The sequence below is a fragment of the Cyclobacterium salsum genome, from assembly GCF_010119245.1.
Lineage (GTDB): Bacteria > Bacteroidota > Bacteroidia > Cytophagales > Cyclobacteriaceae > Cyclobacterium > Cyclobacterium salsum.
In genome coordinates this window covers 1-17,784 of sequence record NZ_WNKG01000023.1, presented here as the reverse complement: position 1 = coordinate 17,784, position 17,784 = coordinate 1, and the positions used below count along the sequence as shown (strand labels likewise).

At 44.0% G+C, this 17,784-nt stretch carries 16 protein-coding genes; 14 read left to right on the top strand and 2 right to left on the bottom strand.

What is annotated here, in order from left to right; genetic code table 11:
• The first annotated feature begins 322 nt into the window (after positions 1-322).
• The 3 genes from GJS45_RS23230 (at position 323) to GJS45_RS23220 (ending at position 6,961) form a co-directional block, all read left to right on the top strand.
• The gene (locus GJS45_RS23230) at positions 323-1,318 is read left to right on the top strand and encodes an NADP-dependent oxidoreductase (RefSeq protein ID WP_162344288.1); all 996 of its coding nucleotides are present in this window, start codon (positions 323-325) and stop codon (positions 1,316-1,318) included.
• A gap of 631 nt (positions 1,319-1,949) precedes the next feature.
• Positions 1,950-2,339 (top strand): IPT/TIG domain-containing protein, encoded by a 390-nt coding sequence (locus GJS45_RS23225; protein WP_162344287.1) that lies wholly within the window; start codon positions 1,950-1,952, stop codon positions 2,337-2,339.
• A gap of 131 nt (positions 2,340-2,470) precedes the next feature.
• Positions 2,471-6,961: a two-component regulator propeller domain-containing protein gene (locus tag GJS45_RS23220; RefSeq protein ID WP_162344286.1), complete on the top strand. Its 4,491-nt coding sequence runs from the start codon at positions 2,471-2,473 to the stop codon at positions 6,959-6,961.
• A gap of 42 nt (positions 6,962-7,003) precedes the next feature.
• On the opposite strand, the gene GJS45_RS23215 is transcribed toward GJS45_RS23220, so the two are convergent.
• A complete protein-coding gene (locus tag GJS45_RS23215) occupies positions 7,004-7,303 on the bottom strand; it encodes a cupin domain-containing protein (RefSeq protein ID WP_162344285.1) in 300 nt (99 codons plus the stop codon).
• Positions 7,304-7,633: 330 nt separating this feature from the next.
• Between GJS45_RS23215 and GJS45_RS23210 the strand changes: the two genes are divergently transcribed.
• The 10 genes from GJS45_RS23210 (at position 7,634) to GJS45_RS23165 (ending at position 17,096) form a co-directional block, all read left to right on the top strand.
• The gene (locus GJS45_RS23210) at positions 7,634-8,224 is read left to right on the top strand and encodes a LemA family protein (protein ID WP_162344284.1); all 591 of its coding nucleotides are present in this window, start codon (positions 7,634-7,636) and stop codon (positions 8,222-8,224) included.
• 11 nt (positions 8,225-8,235) lie between these two features.
• Positions 8,236-8,670, top strand: a complete 435-nt coding sequence (locus GJS45_RS23205) for a TPM domain-containing protein (RefSeq protein ID WP_162344283.1) — start codon at positions 8,236-8,238, stop codon at positions 8,668-8,670.
• 6 nt (positions 8,671-8,676) lie between these two features.
• Complete coding sequence (locus GJS45_RS23200) at positions 8,677-9,480, top strand: TPM domain-containing protein (protein WP_162344282.1); 804 nt, start codon at positions 8,677-8,679, stop codon at positions 9,478-9,480.
• Between the two features lie 175 nt (positions 9,481-9,655).
• Complete coding sequence (locus tag GJS45_RS23195) at positions 9,656-10,072, top strand: VOC family protein (RefSeq protein WP_162344281.1); 417 nt, start codon at positions 9,656-9,658, stop codon at positions 10,070-10,072.
• A gap of 381 nt (positions 10,073-10,453) precedes the next feature.
• Positions 10,454-11,509, top strand: a complete 1,056-nt coding sequence (locus tag GJS45_RS23190) for a linear amide C-N hydrolase (protein WP_162344280.1) — start codon at positions 10,454-10,456, stop codon at positions 11,507-11,509.
• Positions 11,510-11,756: 247 nt separating this feature from the next.
• Entirely contained in the window at positions 11,757-14,096 is a 2,340-nt protein-coding gene (locus GJS45_RS23185; RefSeq protein WP_162344279.1) for a hypothetical protein, read from the top strand.
• A gap of 261 nt (positions 14,097-14,357) precedes the next feature.
• Complete coding sequence (locus tag GJS45_RS23180) at positions 14,358-14,612, top strand: DUF6364 family protein (protein WP_162344278.1); 255 nt, start codon at positions 14,358-14,360, stop codon at positions 14,610-14,612.
• Positions 14,602-15,024: a type II toxin-antitoxin system VapC family toxin gene (locus GJS45_RS23175; RefSeq protein WP_162344277.1), complete on the top strand. Its 423-nt coding sequence runs from the start codon at positions 14,602-14,604 to the stop codon at positions 15,022-15,024. The genes GJS45_RS23180 and GJS45_RS23175 overlap by 11 nt, the downstream gene beginning before the upstream one ends.
• A 214-nt stretch (positions 15,025-15,238) precedes the next feature.
• Complete coding sequence (locus GJS45_RS23170) at positions 15,239-16,522, top strand: DUF2157 domain-containing protein (RefSeq protein WP_162344276.1); 1,284 nt, start codon at positions 15,239-15,241, stop codon at positions 16,520-16,522.
• Complete coding sequence (locus tag GJS45_RS23165; protein ID WP_162344275.1) at positions 16,515-17,096, top strand: GDYXXLXY domain-containing protein; 582 nt, start codon at positions 16,515-16,517, stop codon at positions 17,094-17,096. The genes GJS45_RS23170 and GJS45_RS23165 overlap by 8 nt, the downstream gene beginning before the upstream one ends.
• A gap of 28 nt (positions 17,097-17,124) precedes the next feature.
• On the opposite strand, the gene GJS45_RS23160 is transcribed toward GJS45_RS23165, so the two are convergent.
• Positions 17,125-17,373, bottom strand: a complete 249-nt coding sequence (locus GJS45_RS23160) for a hypothetical protein (RefSeq protein WP_162344274.1) — start codon at positions 17,371-17,373, stop codon at positions 17,125-17,127.
• A gap of 176 nt (positions 17,374-17,549) precedes the next feature.
• Between GJS45_RS23160 and GJS45_RS23885 the strand changes: the two genes are divergently transcribed.
• Positions 17,550-17,660 (top strand): DUF4160 domain-containing protein, encoded by a 111-nt coding sequence (locus tag GJS45_RS23885; RefSeq protein WP_235954943.1) that lies wholly within the window; start codon positions 17,550-17,552, stop codon positions 17,658-17,660.
• Positions 17,661-17,784 lie beyond the last annotated feature (124 nt).

The following is a 17,784-nucleotide window of genomic DNA, read 5'->3' as shown; positions in this document are numbered from 1 at the left end:
TATTCCATTATTAAGAATGGGCTAAAGCCGCATTCCTATTGAGGAATACTCATTTAGAACCAGCATGCTTTTAATCAATTGCCTACTGCTTAGGCCGTAGGCAATAGGAATTTTTACCTGATCCATGGCTTTAGCCAAATATTGTGTTCTTAAAGCACTCAAATCTGACTTTCACAATTGATAAGGAGGGTTGCACCTCGCCTCTTTCTTAATCAGTCTTACCTATAGCTAAATTCAAAATTGTTTAGGTGGGACAATTATTTCCAGGGTGTTTCCCCCTTGCGGTATCATTTTTGTCACCCTATTGGGAAACTTGAAAAATATGAATAAGAGCATCCTTTTGAACAAACGCCCGCATGGAAAACCAACCCTTGATGATTTTAAAACGGTCAGTGAGGAAGTTCCTACTGCCAAAGAAGGGGAGGTTTTGCTGAAAACCATTTACGTTTCGGTCGATCCCTATCTTCGTGGCAGGATGAATGATGCGAAGTCCTATATTCCACCGTTCGAGTTAAACAAACCGATTCAGTCGGGAATAATAGCTGAAGTGGTGGACTCCAACCTTCCGGATTTCAAAAAGGGCGAGTTTGTGTCTGGTATGTTGGAGTGGAAGGAATTCCAAACTTCTAAAGGTAAAGGCCTAAATAAAGTAGACCCTACAGTGGCGAAGCTATCCAGTTATTTGGGGATTTTAGGAATGACCGGGCTTACCGCCTATTTAGGCTTGATGGAAATCGGAAAGCCAACCCAGGGGGAGACCTTGGTGGTTTCCGGTGCTGGTGGAGCTGTAGGAACGGTAGTCGGACAGATTGGAAAATTGGTAGGTTGCAATGTGGTGGGTATTACCGGCGATGATGAAAAAGTAAAGCTTCTAACCTCGACCTTTGGTTTTGATCATGCCATCAATTACAAAACAACGCCCGATTTGAAAAAGGCTATCAAGGAAGCTTGTTCTGAGGGGGTAGATATTTATTTTGACAACGTAGGCGGTGAGATATCCGATGCGGTATTGGCAAACATCAATAAGTTTGCGCGATTGCCGGTTTGTGGTGCCATTTCACTCTACAATGAAACGAAGGTTCCAATGGGCCCACGATTGCAGCCCATACTCCTCACCAAAAGTGCCACCATGCGTGGATTTATCATCGGTGACTTTGCGCAAAAATTTCCATCTGCCATACAGCAGCTAGCTTCCTGGCTAAAAGACGGAAAACTACAATTCAGCGAAACCATTGTAGAAGGATTTGACAACATTCCGCAGGCATTTCTGGATTTGTTTGAAGGAAAAAATAAAGGGAAAATGATTGTAAAGGTATGAGAAAGGCAATATTGGTGTTCTTATCGTTTTTATTTACGCAAAAAGATCTCCTTAATTCTATTTAGCCCTCCGTTCTTACGAGCAGGGAAATGGGCTACTTTACGGAAACATTACAGCATTATCCCTTATTCAATCTGTTTTTTCATCCATTTTTCTGACAGGAATTTTGTTGCCATTTTCTTGCTGGGATTTACATCGGTTATCTTGGTGGTTATAGCTCACTAGGTTTGGATTATTAGTTTGATTTCGTTTCCCAGGCTGGGGTCCCGGTTATTGAACGTTTATGTCTTTTTGGCTACGGAAATTTTTTAGGATGGTAATACCTTTTATCGTTGTCCGCAAAATCAATTCTTCTACTCGTTTTATATACTTTGCCAGGACTAAAGGTCCGAAAAACGAAAAACCGTAGATGATAGCCCCTGCGCAGCTATCCCTTACGGTGTGAGCCCAAATTACCCGGAATTGAAACGAAAGTTCCAGCCAGATAAACGAGCCCTTTTTGATTGCTTTTAAACTGACTCAAACTTACCAGAAAACGGAACGTCGGTGTTAGTTGCTACTCTCCCCAATTAGCTACTTTTATATCATCAGCCTTGGCTCATTTATTTTCAAATTTAACTATTAAACAACAATGAAAAAGCAATTAATTCTATCGTTATCCTTCATCGCATTTTGTATGAATGCCTGCGTTGAAGTTGATCCTTTTACTGATCGGAAAGATGAAATGGTTTCATTGCCTGCCATTTATTCCATTAATCCCAGTTCAGCGGAATGTGGTGCCGAAATTACCCTATATGGGGAGAGTTTCGAAACATCCCCTTCAGAGAACTTTGTCACCTTTGACCCTTGGGGATCAGAAGCCCATTCCGGTAGGATTGCAGAAGTGACCAATGTCCTCCATGCCGGAATGGTAATGGTTAAAATCCCAATGAATCTAGCCCCTGGAAACTATGCCATTACCATGATGGCCAATGGCAAATCTCATCGTTGCGGCACACCTTTAAAAATATTCGGTGATTAGATAGATATTGAATAAGATGCCTCTATCCTTTAACTATTAATTTGCAATTATCGAATTTCATCTTTCGCTAATAGCTACTATTCAACAATTTATACTAAATTACTTTACATATTCAATATCGATTTTGGGTCATGGAAACCAAATTCACTTTTATCCCGGCTGTTCTATTAATGTTGTTTACCTGCCACCCAAAACAGGAACAAATCCAACATGAGGCATTGGGCCCTAAAGTAGTGGAAGCCCGGATTGAGGAGGTACCTATGGATAGCCTTATTGCGCCCAAGGTAATCCCAGCCGGAAATCCTCAAGTAGTGAAGGCCGGTAACCCCAAGGTAGTATTGAGCCATTCCAATGTACATCCTGCAGGACACCCTGAAGTGGTGCCCGCAGGAAACCCGAAAAAAAGGGTACCTGGAAAGAATGGTTTGCTCTTCCCCAAGACAGTTCCCGCATTTCACACTCCGATGAAGACCATCCTACCCGAAGTAGTAACCGCCAAAGAAGCCTATTGGAAAGACCAAAATCCATACAATTTTAGCACCTTTTCTAAACCACAAGGATTAAAGGGGAACATGGTCACTAGCCTATTGGAGGATAAAAACGGCAATATCTGGTTCGGTACCAATTATGGCGGGTTCAGTAAATACGATGGTAAAAGCTTTTACCATTATTATCATAAAGACCGTCCAAACCCTGGTGTCAGGGCCATATTGGAGGATGATCTGGGAAGTCTTTGGTTTGGTACCCAGGGAGATGGTGTGATTCGGTTTGATGGGAGTAATTTCTTTCAATTTACCGCAAATGAAGGGCTAAGCAATAATGATGTTTTTTCCTTGCTGAAGGATCGTAGTGGTAATTTATGGATAGGAACGCTAGGGGGTGGGGTTGGTAAATTTGATGGTAAAAATTTCACCAATTACACGACGAATGAGGGGCTTAACGATAATTTTATTGTTAGTATTCTGGAAGACCGTTCAGGTAACCTTTGGTTTGGCAGTTATGGGGGAGGGATAAGTAAATTTAATGGATCAGAATTCACCCATTTTACTGAAAATGAAGGTCTAAGCGATAATACCGTTTGGAGCATACATGAGGATAAAAATGGTAATATTTGGCTGGCCACTGAAAAAGGAATTAATAAATTTGATGGTAAAAATTTTTTCCATTACACACAAAAAGAAGGGCTGAGTAATAATAGTATAAAAGCTATTCTGGAGGATAAAGACGGCCAACTATGGTTCTCAACCCGGGGTGGTGGTGTAAATCGATTCGATGGTAAAACTTTTACCCATTTTACAGAAAAGGAAGGACTCAGTATCAATTTCGTGATAAGCATGTTGGAAGATAAATACGGCAACCTTTGGTTTGGTACGGAGGGAGGAGGGGTTAGTAAATATTCCAAAGGTATTATGCAGTTTACAGACAAAACAGGCTTAGGTAATCATTTTATAAGCAGCGTGTTGGAAGACCGAAATGGAAACCTGTGGTTCGGTACATTTAGCGGTGGGGTAACTAAATACGACGGGTACCAGTTTACGCAATATACTCAAAATGAGGGGCTTATTAGCAATAACGTAACTAGCATGCTTGAGGATATGGAAGGCAATATATGGTTTGGTACTTGGAAAGGCATTAGCAAATTCAATGGAAGTACTTTTATCAACTATACGAAACTGGAAGGACTGAGCAGCGATATGGTTTGGAGCATGCTGATGGATCAATGGGGCAACCTTTGGGTGGGTCTAAATAAAGATGGGGTAAATCGATTCAATGGCCGTAATTTTACCCATTTTACCGATATACCTGGCCTAAGCAGCAAAACGGTATTCAGTATGTTGGAGGATCAAAAAGGAAATCTTTGGTTTGGTACCAGTGGAAGCGGCTTGTTCAAGTATGATGGCGAAAATTTTGTACACTTTTCTGACCCCGAAGGATTGGCAACTGATTTTATATGGCCAATACTAGAAGATCAAATAGGAGATATATGGATCGGAACCCGTGGCAGTGGTTTAAAATTACTGGAGTTGAGTTCTAATAAAGCTTCGGGGATAGTTACCCAATTTTCAGTAAAAGAGGGTTTAAGTAATAATACTGTTACCAGTTTATTGCAAAGTAGAGAAGGCGATCTGTGGGTTGGCACAGGAAACGGTTTGAATAAATTAAATAAATCAAACCCATCTTTGCTTAAAAAAAGCCTCAATTCTAATGTTTTTGGCTCACTTTTTACAACATACACCTATGAAGATGGTTTTTCGGGCGTAGGGTTGAATCATGGTAAAACAATTTTTGAAGCCTCAGATGGTACCATTTGGCTGGGCGGGGATGACCGATTGCTCGCTTTTCGACCCGAGGAGCTGAATAAGGATACCACTCCACCGAACATTCAGCTTACCGGGCTGGCCTTGTTCAATGAAAACGTCACCTGGCAAACGTTAGCGGAAGGCAAAAAAGAAATTTCCGAAAAAAATTTGTATGCAGGTGATGAAAATTTGACAACAAAGTTTAGTGGAAAGGAGCAAGGTTCGGAAGCTAGAGAAACGAGCCTACTTTTAGCTAATGGGGTAAGGTTACATGATATTCAATTTGATGACTTGAGTAAGTGGTATGGCATTCCTCAAAACCTAAGTCTGCCCTATGACAATAATTTTATCACCTTTCAATTTGTTGGGGTCACAACCCAATCCCCGAAAAAAATGAAATACCAGTACAAATTAGAAGGACTTGATAAAACCTGGAGTGGTATAACGGACCGCAGTGAGGCACCTTATGGAAACCTGCTACACGGCAGTTATATTTTTAAAGTCAAAGCTATGAATGGCGAGGGTATGTGGAGTAGTGAGCTGGCCTATCCGTTTGAAATCCGTCCTCCCCTCTGGCAGACCTGGTGGGCCTATTTTTTTTATGGGTTACTGGGAATCGGGATAATTATTGGTCTACGGCAATATACCGTCAATCGGGAAAGGATGAAGCATGCCTTAAAAATCCAAAAGCTCGAAACCGAAAAGATGTACGAAATCGACCATCTAAAGTCCCGCTTTTTCGCCAATATTTCCCATGAGTTCCGGACACCGCTTACCCTGATCCTGGGACCTTTGAAGAATTTTGTTTCCCGCACCGAAGCACAAAATCCGGATAAGCCTGTATTTCAGATGATGCAGCGTAATGCTCAACGTCTGCTGCATCTGATTAACCAGCTTCTGGACCTGTCCAAAATAGAAACCGGAAGCATAAAGCTGGAACCGAAACCCGTAAACCTGAATGCTTTTCTCAAAGGCACGGTTTTATCCTTTACTTCATTGGCTGAACGAAGGCAGATCAGGTATCATTTTAAATACCCCACAGGTAATCCGGTAGCCTATATTGATACCGATAAACTTGAGAAGATCCTTTTCAACCTGCTATCCAATGCTTTTAAATTTACCCCTGAAAAGGGTGAAATTAGGGTAACAGCCCAATTCATAAATAAATCGATTTCCAACCTCAAAAGCCAAAATGGTACTGTTAATTGGCTTGAAATAAAGGTAAAGGATTCCGGAAAAGGCATACCTGCAGATCAATTAGAAAAGATTTTTGACCGTTTTCACCAAATAGATCCTGCCCACGAGCAGGAAGGCTCGGGTATTGGGCTTTCTCTGGTAAAGGAACTGGTAGCATTACACCAGGGAGAAATATCTGTTAAAAGCCAGGTAGACCAGGGCAGCTGCTTTAAGGTGACGCTGCCACTATTGATGGCTGATTTTGAAGAAATGGCCATCTCAGGAACTGCTTCGCGCATTGACATTAAAACCAATTTTGACCTTCAAGAAGTTGATGGTGTTAAAACCCCCGACCCGGCGGGCGAAGGTGGAGACCCGGAAACGTCCTTGGTCCTCGTAATAGAAGACAATGAAGATGTAAGGTTTTTCATCCGAGAAAACCTGCAACCGAACTATCAGGTAATAGAAGCCACGGATGGTGAAGAGGGCTACAGGTTGGCCTTGGAAACCATTCCGGATCTGATCCTCAGCGATGTGATGATGCCTAAAATGGATGGGATAGCACTGTGCCAGAAGCTTAAAACCAATGATAAGACCGCCCATGTGCCCTTGATCCTCCTCACGGCCAAGGCTGGCGGAGAGGACAAAATAGAGGGGTTGGAAACCGGTGCCGATGATTACCAGATCAAGCCTTTTGAACCTGCTGAGCTTTTGGTACGCATAAAAAACCTCATCGAAAGCCGAAAGCAATTAAAGGACCATTTTACCCGGGAAATCATATTGCAGCCCGCATCTGTTGCTATCACTTCAGCGGATGAAAAATTTTTGCAGCGTTCTATGAAAATCATCGAAGATAACATGACCGATTCAGCTTTTGGGGTCGAAGTTTTTTGCCGGGAGGCCGGTATGAGCAGGACACAGCTTTTTAGAAAGCTCAAAGCCCTGACCCATTACCCACCAGGGGATTTTATCCGTATCATGCGGCTGAAAAAAGCAGCCGAACTACTCCGGCGTGGTGCAGGAAATATTGGAGAGGTGGCTTTTATGGTGGGCTTCCAGGATCCCTCCTACTTCACTAAATCTTTCCAGAAGCAATTTGGTAAAACCCCTTCTGAATTTGTTGCTAACGCTATGAAGGAAAGTTAATAGATGAATGATTAAAGGGGTATTAAAATGTTGGAATTAATTTTATTCCCCTTGGGATAGAATACACAAGCTGTCTTCCATTGCCTCCACCGAATGGGTAATTTCAAGGGGTATTTCTACTTCGTCATATTGCCTTAGTTCTAAAACCCTGTTTTCTTCTTTATAAATCACTGTTCCTTCCAAAACGGTTAATTTTGATGGCGTATGGGCTTTGTGTTCTTGCAATATCATCCCTTTTCGGAACCCCATGATTAGTACCTTAAAGCCTGTTCCGTGATGGAGTGACTTGGCAATGGGATGAGTAGCAGTTTCTAGTTCGGCTTTTATTTCTTTGATCGTCATCTGTTTATCCTTAGGTAATGTCCAACTATTTTTCCTTTATTGAAAGACAGGGTTATTGATGGCATTCAACGAATAGCCCCTCAATCAGCCGTTTGTCAAAACCGTTTTGATAATTTAGATTGGTCTTTTGGGCTGCTTGCTTTTTTAGTAAGCCTAAGTTAAGAAAAACCTGGGGAAGGTCCAGTTTTATATGTGTTCCTTCCAATCCCAAAAAAGCCTGTCAATGGAATTGACTTTGTATTTTTCGAAAAAAATCGTTTTTCACAACCTCCAGCCCTACCTTTACGTCAAATACCTGCACTGTTTTTCTAAAACATCCCTATTACAACTATGAAAAAAATATTAATTCCCATTGGCATCATCCTCCTGATTGGCATATTTGTCTATACCAAAGCCGTAGGCGTGTACAATACCTTTGTACAAACCGAAGAAACCATCAACGGTTCTTGGGCTGAAGTAGAAACCCAGTACCAGCGCCGGGCAGACCTGATTCCGAATTTGGTCAATACGGTAAAGGGCTATGCGGACTTTGAACAGGAAACGCTGACGGGCGTGATCGAAGCGCGTGCGAAAGCCACGTCCATCACCTTGCATGCGGATGACCTTACACCTGAAAATATTGAACGGTTCCAGGAAGCACAGGACCAACTGAGCGGGTCGCTTAGCAGGCTACTCGTGGCAGTGGAGCGGTATCCCGACCTGAAAGCCAATCAAAACTTTCTTGAATTGCAAGCACAACTCGAAGGGACGGAAAACAGAATTGCCGTCGCCAGAAGAAACTTCAACCAGTCCGTTCAGGGCTACAATGCCAACCTAAGAACTTTCCCAAACAATGTATTTGCCGGTTGGTATGGGTTTGAAACGAAGGGTTATTTCGAAGCGACAGCTGGTTCTGAAAATGCACCCACAGTAGAATTTTAAATCCAAATTTTATGGCCGAAAAACTATTTAGCACAGCAGACCGGGCCATTATCACCGATGCCATCCGGAATGCCGAAAAAGAAACATCCGGTGAAATACAGGTTCACATCGAAAGCCATTGCAAAGGAGAAGTGCTCGACCGCGCTGCCCAGGTATTCGAGAAACTCAAGATGCACAAAACCAAGTACCGCAATGCGGTGCTTTTCTACCTGGCGGTGGAGGACCATCAATTTGCCATTCTAGGAGATGCCGGGATCAACCAGGTGGTTCCGGAACACTTCTGGGAAAATATCAAAGAAGAAATGGTGATCCATTTCAAAAGAAAGGAATTTACCGAAGGCCTTAGAAAAGGCATCGAACTATCCGGGCAGCAACTTCGACAACATTTTCCTTATGACCAGAAGGGGGGCATCAACGAGCTACCCAACGAAATTTCCTTTGAATAAAACATTATGATCAAAAGACAGCTATTCACCCTATTATTTTTAGCATCCCTTTCATTTGCCGGCTGGGCGCAGGGAGATTTTCCGGAAAAACCCAACCCACCCCGCCTGGTAAATGACTTCTCCGAGACCCTTTCCCAGCAGGAGGTCAGGCAGTTGGAAAACAAACTGCTGGCCTATAACGACAGCACCTCCTCCCAGGTCAGCATTGTTTTGATAAACTCGATTGGGCCTTATGCGATAAGTGATTATGCCTTTCAATTAGGTGATAAGTGGGGAATTGGAAGGAAAGACAAGGACAATGGCATACTGATCCTTGCAGCGATGAAGGACCGTGAGGTGTTTATTGCGACGGGATATGGCATGGAAGGCGCCGTTCCTGATGCATTGGCCAAGCGGATCGTCGAACAGCTCATTGTGCCCAATTTTCGTTCTGGGGATTATTTTGCTGGTCTGGACCAGGCTACGGACATGATCTTTAAGCTGGCTTCCGGGGAGTATGAAGCCGCAGAGCAGCTACCAACATCGGGTCGGCCTGCAGGCGCATTGCCTTTTATATTGATTTTTATTTTCGGCTTTGTTATATTGACCCTTATCAAAAACCGAAGGGACAACAATAACCACATGGGTGGAAGACGTGGAGGGGTGGATTTTTTCACCACCATGATGCTTGCCAGTATGCTTGGAGGCAATAGAGGCAAATATGGCGATTTCTCCTCCGGAAGTGGCGGCTTTGGCGGCAGTGGGGGAGGAGGTTTCGGTGGCTTCGGGGGTGGCAGCTTTGGAGGTGGTGGCGCGGGTGGTAGCTGGTAAGCTAGAAATAGACATCCTGGCTATTTTTATCAGGCGGAAAGGCGAACTCAGGGGCATTTCTCTGCTTGATCCGGAATGAGACCCTATTTCAAAGAAGGTTTTGCTTCTGGATTGGAAAATCTGGACCGTTATTTGAATGTGTGTTTCCGAAAGATGAAGTTTAACTAATAACATCATGAATCCAAAAAAAATCTGGGCAAACCTGGCCGTGGCAGACGTTGAAAAGACAAAAGAATTTTACCTAAATCTAGGTTTTAAGTTAAATGGACATCCTTCCAAAGAATTGGTAAGCTTCTTTTTTGGTGAAGGTGATTTTATCATTCACTTTTTTGAAAAGAAACGCTTGGAATTGAGCCTTGAGGGAGAAGCAGCTGATTTAAGTCAGGGAAATGAGGTTATGTTTTCCCTATCTGTTGAAAGTAAAGAGGAATTCGATCGATGGATAGTGGAAATCAATAAATCAGGAGGGAAGATCTACTTCGATTCCAACAATGACAGAAAAAAACGCTATGATGAAAATGGGTTTTACGTTTGCGTTTTTGCTGACCCGGATGGCCACAGGTTCAACCTGCTATATAATGCAAACACATAAATTCAATAAAAAGTTAGTTTTCAGTGACTAAGTGCAAGAAAATTTACCTAATAGTTGTGGAAAGCCCATGCCCCCAGGACCAATTTTTCATCTGATTTCCGGGAAGTTTTTAATAATGGGAAAGGTCAGTATATTTTAAGAAAGGAACGGTAAAGGACTGTTTTTTTTGTTTTTCATAAATTAATTGCTGGTAAATTCTTAAATTTCTAATAACTACCCTGAAATGGTACCTTGCAACGAGCATAATCCGGTAATTGATTTCAAATGGGAAAGGTTTTGTTTACAACAAAATAGCTTTTGCCAACATAAGTAAATCTTTCTATGAAATCATTGGGCTGAGGTATCATTGCTAGAAATCAGTTGAAAATAAACTTTCAAAATATGTTCCTCCGAAAAAAAATTGTTCCCCTCTTTCTGGCCCTGCTGAGCCCATTTGGGTTTATTTCTGAATCTGAAAGTTGTACCCGGGTGGTGTATAAAGGGCCCAATAATACGGTGCTCACGGGCAGGACCATGGATTTTTCCCTGGAAATTCCTGCCAATCAGTGGATTTTTCCCCGTGGAATGAAGCGCAGCGGGGAAGTAGGTAAAAACTCCATTGAATGGGTGTCCAAATACGGTAGTCTGGCGGTAAGCTCCTGGGATATTTCCACCACCGACGGAATGAACGAAAAGGGCCTGGTAGCCAACATGCTTTGGCTGGTGGAATCCACCTATCCTTCCTTCGATAAAGAAGGAAACAAGGAGGGCCTGGCCATTTCACTCTGGGCGCAATACATGCTCGACAACTTTGCTTCCGTGGAGGAGGCGGTCAAAGCCATGCAGCAGGCTTCCTTTGCCATTGTTTCGGATTTTATACCCGGGACGAATAAATTCACTACCGTACACCTGTCCCTTTCCGATGCGACCGGCGACAGTGCCATTTTTGAATACATTGGCGGAAAACTGGTGATCCACCACGATGCCTCCTACCAGGTTATGACCAATGATCCGCCCTACGAGCAGCAGCTCGCCATTGGAAAGTACTGGGAAAACATTCCTGGCAAGACTTTTCTGCCCGGATCGGTCACCTCCTCCGACCGTTTTGTGCGGGCATCTTTTTTTCTCAACTCCATTCCGCAGACGGACAACACCCGGGTGGCCGTGGCCAGCGTGTTCAGTGTTATCCGTAACGTATCCGTTCCCTATGGATTTGAAATCGAAGGTTACCCCAATTTATCCACCACCCGCTGGCGCATGGTGGCCGACCAGAAAAACCTGGTGTACTATTTTGAAACGGCACTGACGCCCAATGCCTTTTGGGTGGATTTGAAGAAAATCGATTTTAGCGAAAAAGCAGCGGTTCGAAAGCTGGATTTGGCCAATCACCGCACCTATTCCGGGGAAACCTCCGGTGATTTTAAGAAATCCGCACCTTTCCGGTTTATTGGCTTGTAAGGAGGCGGGTGTTTTTCACGGTTAGCTGCATCGTTACGATTTAGCTAAAAAAACCTGTTTTCGAGAATCAAAATATAGACCTTTGAAATGGGTTTTTAAAAAAGGTATATCTTTCCTTGGTAGGATTTAGGTTTTTGGTGTATTACCCTTGGGGTACAATTGATTGTGCGGCTATTTTTACCAGGTGCCTCCTTTGCGGTGCCGGCAATCGGTTAATTGACAGAAGACCAACATAAAACGTCAGTCCATGAAAAAAATTGCACCCACCTGGCCGCTAGCCGTATTTATCTGGGTCCTGGTTTCCTGCTCAACGCAGGAGCAACAAACCCTGGACCTTTCCAAGGCCGTGATTTTGGTTACACCGCAGATTGCCAGCCCGATGCAGGAAACTGCCCGCACCATTTTGGTAGAAGAAATTGAAAAACGGAGCGGGATTCCGCTGGAATTGGGCAGCGATTGGGAATCCGAAACCCAAATTGCCCTTGCGCTGGCTACCGATACCGTACTCTTTGGAAAGACCGTTCCGTCACGAGAGGGCTCCGATGCTCCGGAACAGCAAGACGAAGGCTACCGGATCTTTCATGAATCCGGCGAGGACGGGAATACGCTCTGGGTGATTGGTGCCGATACCCGCGGGATATTGTACGGCATTGGCAAACTGCTGCGAACGGCCCACCTGAGCGAGGGTAAGGTTGCACTCAGCAGGAACATCGATTTTTCCGAATCCCCGCAATATGCCCTTCGGGGACATCAGTTTGGGTACCGAAATACCGCCAATTCCTGGGATGCCTGGACGGTGGCGCAGTTTGATCAGCATTTTCGAGAGCAGGTGCTCTTTGGGGCCAATGCCTTTGAAAATATTCCTTTCCAGGAAGTGGGTTCCAGCCCGCACTTTAAGGTGGATCCGCAGCGGATGGAAGTGGAAATCAGCAAAATATGTGAAAAATACGATGCCGATTATTGGGTTTGGACCCCGGCTCCCCGAGACCTGAGTGTGCCCGGAGCCCTTCAAGAGGGGCTTGAGAAACAGGAAGACTTTTATGCGCGTGTTCCCCGATTGAATGCAGTATTTGTTCCAGGTGGCGATCCCGGGGATAACCATCCTTCCGAGCTAATACCCTACCTGGAGGAGCTGTCGGAGCTATTGCAGCAATACCATCCGGATGCGGGCATTTGGGTTTCATTGCAGGGGTTTAACAAGAAAAAAGTAACCTATTTTTTTGACTACCTGGAAAAGAATAGTCCGGACTGGTTGGCGGGAGTGGTGAATGGGCCCAGTAGTCCGCCGGTTGCCCTGGAACGGGAGCTACTGCCGGAAAAATACCAGCATCGTTTTTATACCGATATCACACATACCATTCGCTGCCACTATCCGGTAGCGCATTGGGATCAGGCCTATGCGCTGACCCTGGGCAGGGAACCCTGCAACCCGCAGCCGCAAATGTATACGCGCTTGTTTAACCGGGACAGCCCCCATACCGATGGGTTTATCACGTATTCCGATGGTACGCATGACGATGTAAACAAAGCCGTCTGGAGCCAATTGGGTTGGGATTCCGGAAAAGATCCGGAAACCATTGTGCGTGAATACAGCCGGTTTTTCTTTGGTGCCGAGCTGGCGGAAGAAGCTGCCCAGGGGATATTTGCACTGGAGGACAATTGGGACGGGCCGATTCTGGAAAACCCGGCCATTGAAGAAACGCTTGCCTGGTGGAAAAGGCTGGAGGCCGAAAATCCCGAACTGGCCGGAAATTGGCGCTGGCAACAATTGCTGATGCGGGCCCATTACGATGGATACATCAAAAAACGCCTCGCTTTCGAAAAACGACTGGAGGCCGAAGCCTACGCCATTCTGGCCAAAGCCGACTCCATTGGGGCCGATCAAGCGATGGAAAAAGCTTTGCAACACCTGCAAAAAGCGGAAACCGAGCCAGTTTCCCAGGACCTGAAGGAAAAAGTACTCGCCTATGGAGAAATGCTTTTCCAAAGTGTGGGAGCGCAGACCAGTGTGGAAAAATATGGAGCCAGTGGTGCCGAGCGGGGTGCCATTCTGGATTTTATCGATTACCCGCTAAACAACCGCTGGTGGTTGGAAGACGAATTTGAAAAGGTGGGTTCGCTGGGATCCGAGGCCGAAAAACTGGCCCGGTTGGATTTTATCCGGACCTATGAGTACCCGGGAGAAGGAAGCTTTTACGACAATATCTCCAGTGCCGATGCCAAACACGTGACTTCCAAAACCGATGATGCCATTGACTTCTTGTGGGAAAATGATGGCATCAATAGAAAACGACTCTCTACCCAATTGTTTCAATTTACACCCACTCTCGCCTATGAAAAGCTGGACTCCGATTCCGATTATCTGATTCGTGTATCAGGATACGGAGAGGCCCTTTTGCGGGCTAATGGACAGCGGCTTACACCTACGAAATACGAAAAGGGATACGAGGAATTAAAGGAGTTTCCACTTCCCAGGGACTTGATAAGCGATGGCCAATTGGAGATCCGATTTGACAAGCCCGACGAAGCGCACTTGAACTGGCGACAGCAGTCGCGGGTAACGGATGTGTGGGTTATCAAACAATAAATGGTTAGTTAATTATTTCAGGCAGGAGAGGAGTTTATTATTTATAATGCAAATAGAAAAAAATCAAATTTCTGATCTCATTTCTCAGAGCGAATAACCACTTGATGAACTGTGCAACTATGTGGTTAAAAATATATAATTGGGATTTTAAGAATAGGTTTTCGGTTTCCCAGGTTATTTTGGTCCGATTTAGACCTTTTTTCTAATCCACTACACGTATTGCAAATCTACCAGAGAATACGTATTTTTGATAAAAAGCACATGAATACGAAATTAACTTTGACCATTGAGAAGGAGGTCATTAAGACAGCGAAAGACTATGCAAAAGAAAAAGGGCAGAGCCTTTCCGACCTGGTTGAAAATTACTTCAAGCTGATTACCATTAGCCGAAGGAAGATTCAACCCAACCAATTGTCTCCAAGGATCCAAAGGTTAAGAGGGATCATTCAGGTAGACAGTGATTTTAATTACAAGGAAGTACTAAACGAAGAATTATCCAAACAGCATGGCGGCTAGGATTTTTTTAGATTCAGATGTGGTAATCGATTTTTTCACAGATCGGGAACCGTTTGCGAATCCGGCAAGTGAAATATTTGATTTAAGTGAACGAGGCCAGTTGCAACTTTTTATTTCGGCAGTTAGTATTAATAATATTTATTATATCGTAAGGAAATACCTGGACCATAAAAGAGCCATTCTTATAATTGAAGAACTCACGGCTATGATTCAAATAGCAGGAACCACCCGAAATGAAATTATTCAAGCATTGAAAAATAATTTTAAGGATTTTGAAGATTCAGTTCAATACTCCACGGCTTTGTCGATAGAGGGAATAGAAGCGATACTTACCCGCAATGTAAAAGATTATTTGAACTCGGAGATCGCGGTATTTACTCCGGAAAATTATTTGAAATCAAGAGCAATCTAGTACAAACCAGGTTTGAGAAGAACTACGAGGAATTCAAGCAAATACCCAATCGATAGCTGAGTGGCGGTTCGGAGTCTGGGAAAGTTTATTGGTACCTTATAATTACACCATCTTTAATAAATTCAGACCATGGTGAGAGCGGTGTCAAATAAAAGAGTATTGCTTTTATTCTTTATACAGTGCACCTGAAACCTGACGCCTTATAAACAAAATAATGAATCTGACTAACGACATTACCGAACTTGTAGAAGCCGGTGTGATTTCTCCCGAAACAGCCGCCAGTATTCGGGCGTATTACAGGGAAAAAGGCGGACAGTCAAGCAATCGGCTGTTTGTCGCCTATGGGATAATAGGTGCCATATTGGTTGGCCTTGGAATTATCTTAGTACTTGCGCACAACTGGGATGCGTTTTCGCGAACAGTAAAAACCTATTGGGCCTTTCTTCCGCTGCTCATGGGACAGATTCTATGTGGCTTTGCGCTACTAAAAAAATCAGAAAGTGTGGCATGGAGAGAAGGCAGCGCCGCTTTTTTGTTTTTCGCTGTTGGAGCAAGCGTATCGCTCATTAGTCAGATTTACCACATGCCGGGAGAATTGAGCGTATTCCTGCTTACCTGGATGTTGCTTTGCCTCCCTTTGGTCTATGTGATGAACTCGTCCATCACTTCCCTACTTTACCTCATCGGAATTACCTTCTATGCTGCCGAGACAAGCTACTGGACCTACCCGGGCACCGAAGCCTATTTTTACTGGCTACTGCTGCTGTCCATCATGCCTCACTATTACCTGCTGGGTAGGAAAAATCCAGAAGGTAATTTCATGATTTTCCATAATTGGATCATTCCGCTTTCAGTGATCATTACCCTGGGGACGATTGCCGGTACCGTAGATGAACTAATGGTCCCGGCTTATTTTAGCCTTTTTGGGCTTTGTTACTTAATAGGGGAGTTGGACTTTTTTGCCCGGCAGAAGCCAATTAACAACGGGTACAAGGTCCTGGGCTTCGTGGGGACAATGGTGTTACTGCTGACGGTAAGTTTTGATTGGTTCTGGGAGCATTTGCGAAACGAAGATTTCATTTGGAACCAGGTCATTACGGCGCCGGAATTTCTGGCAGTGGTGTTACTCACCGTATTCGGGGCGGTGCTACTGGTCCCGCACCTTAAAAACAAATCCTGGAAAGATGCCAAGCCAATAGGGCTTGTTTTTATTTTATTTATTCCCATTTTCATTAGTGGGCTATCCTCATCCCTTTCTGTTCCGCTCGTTAATCTACTGGTTTTTGCAATCGGTATTTTTACCATCAGAAATGGCGGAAGGCTAAACAATTTAGGGACATTGAACCTGGGTTTGCTAATTATTGCCGCTTTGGTGGTTTGTAGATTCTTTGATACCGATTTAAGTTTCATCCTGAGGGGTGGTTTATTTGTGTCGGTTGGGATTGGGTTCATTGTCGCCAATTACTGGATGCTCAAAAAGAGAAAATCAAATGAATAGCAAAAAGATTGCATTGCTGGTATTTGTGTGTATCGCCCTGGTGCAGTTGTATGTGCCGGCCAGAATGATTCTTGACAGGGAAGACATTCTGACTACCGGGAAGGAATATAGATTCAAAACCCAGCCAATTGATCCCAATGACCCATTTAGAGGAAAATTTGTAGCTCTTTACTACGAAGAAGCGGTGATTACGGTTCAAAACGAAGCAGATTGGCTGCCTGGTGAAACGATTTTTGTGCTGCTGACAACAGACAAGGAAGGGTTTGCAAAAACGCAGGGCGTCTCCAAGGAACCCCCCACTACGAATCAGGACTTTTTGAAAGCCAAGGTTGCCTACGTAACGGATAACGGCACAAACAAGCTAACGCTTGACTACCCATTCGACCGATACTACATGGAAGAATCAAAAGCATACGATGCCGAATTGGCTTACCGTGAATCCCAACTGGACACAACGCAAACTGCCTATGCGGTGGTGCGTATCAAAGCAGGTGAAGCGGTTTTACAAGAGGTGTTGATTAATGGGGTTCCGATCAGGGAGTTGGTGATAAACAGGCAGAACCATCAAGAATAGACCGAAGCAGGAAATAGGGAGGTGCCATTTACTTGAAGCGCACGGCTATGGTTTCTTTTTCCGTAATGGATAATGGCAACATCAGTAGTACCGGCACATTTACAATCTTCCGAAAGGGGGTACAATTGGAGGGTCGAACAAAGAGAGCTGCATACCGCAACCGGGGGAAGCAGTCGCGGGTAATGGATGTAGGGCTGATCAGGCAATGAATGGTCCGTCTTAGGCAGATGGCGGCCGAAAAGGTAGGAATCAGCTGTTTAGCGCCTATTTTTTTCATCCCTGAACCAGAAAAGTGCTGATTCCGGTGGTTTTATGATCCTAAATTCTTAATTTAATTCCGGAAATTGATTAAGAGGGGGTAAAGGATTCGTTTACACGCAACGCCGCTGCCTTCAAAAGATAGCGTTATATGGATGTTATTTACTGTTTTACAAATAACCAACTTCCAATTATATGCCAACAGTTTTGCGAATAGGCCCTTTCCGGTTTTTCTTCTTCAGCAATGAAGGAAACGAACCTCCCCATATTCATGTTGAATCAGGTGAAGGCCATGCGAAATTTTAGCTGGAACCAGTTGAATTAGCTAATTCAACAAATTTTAGTGCCCCTGAATTAAATAAATTACGTAAATTAACAGAGGTATTATGTTTGAAAAGTGAAGCATAAGCTAAGATTCGTAACTTAAAGG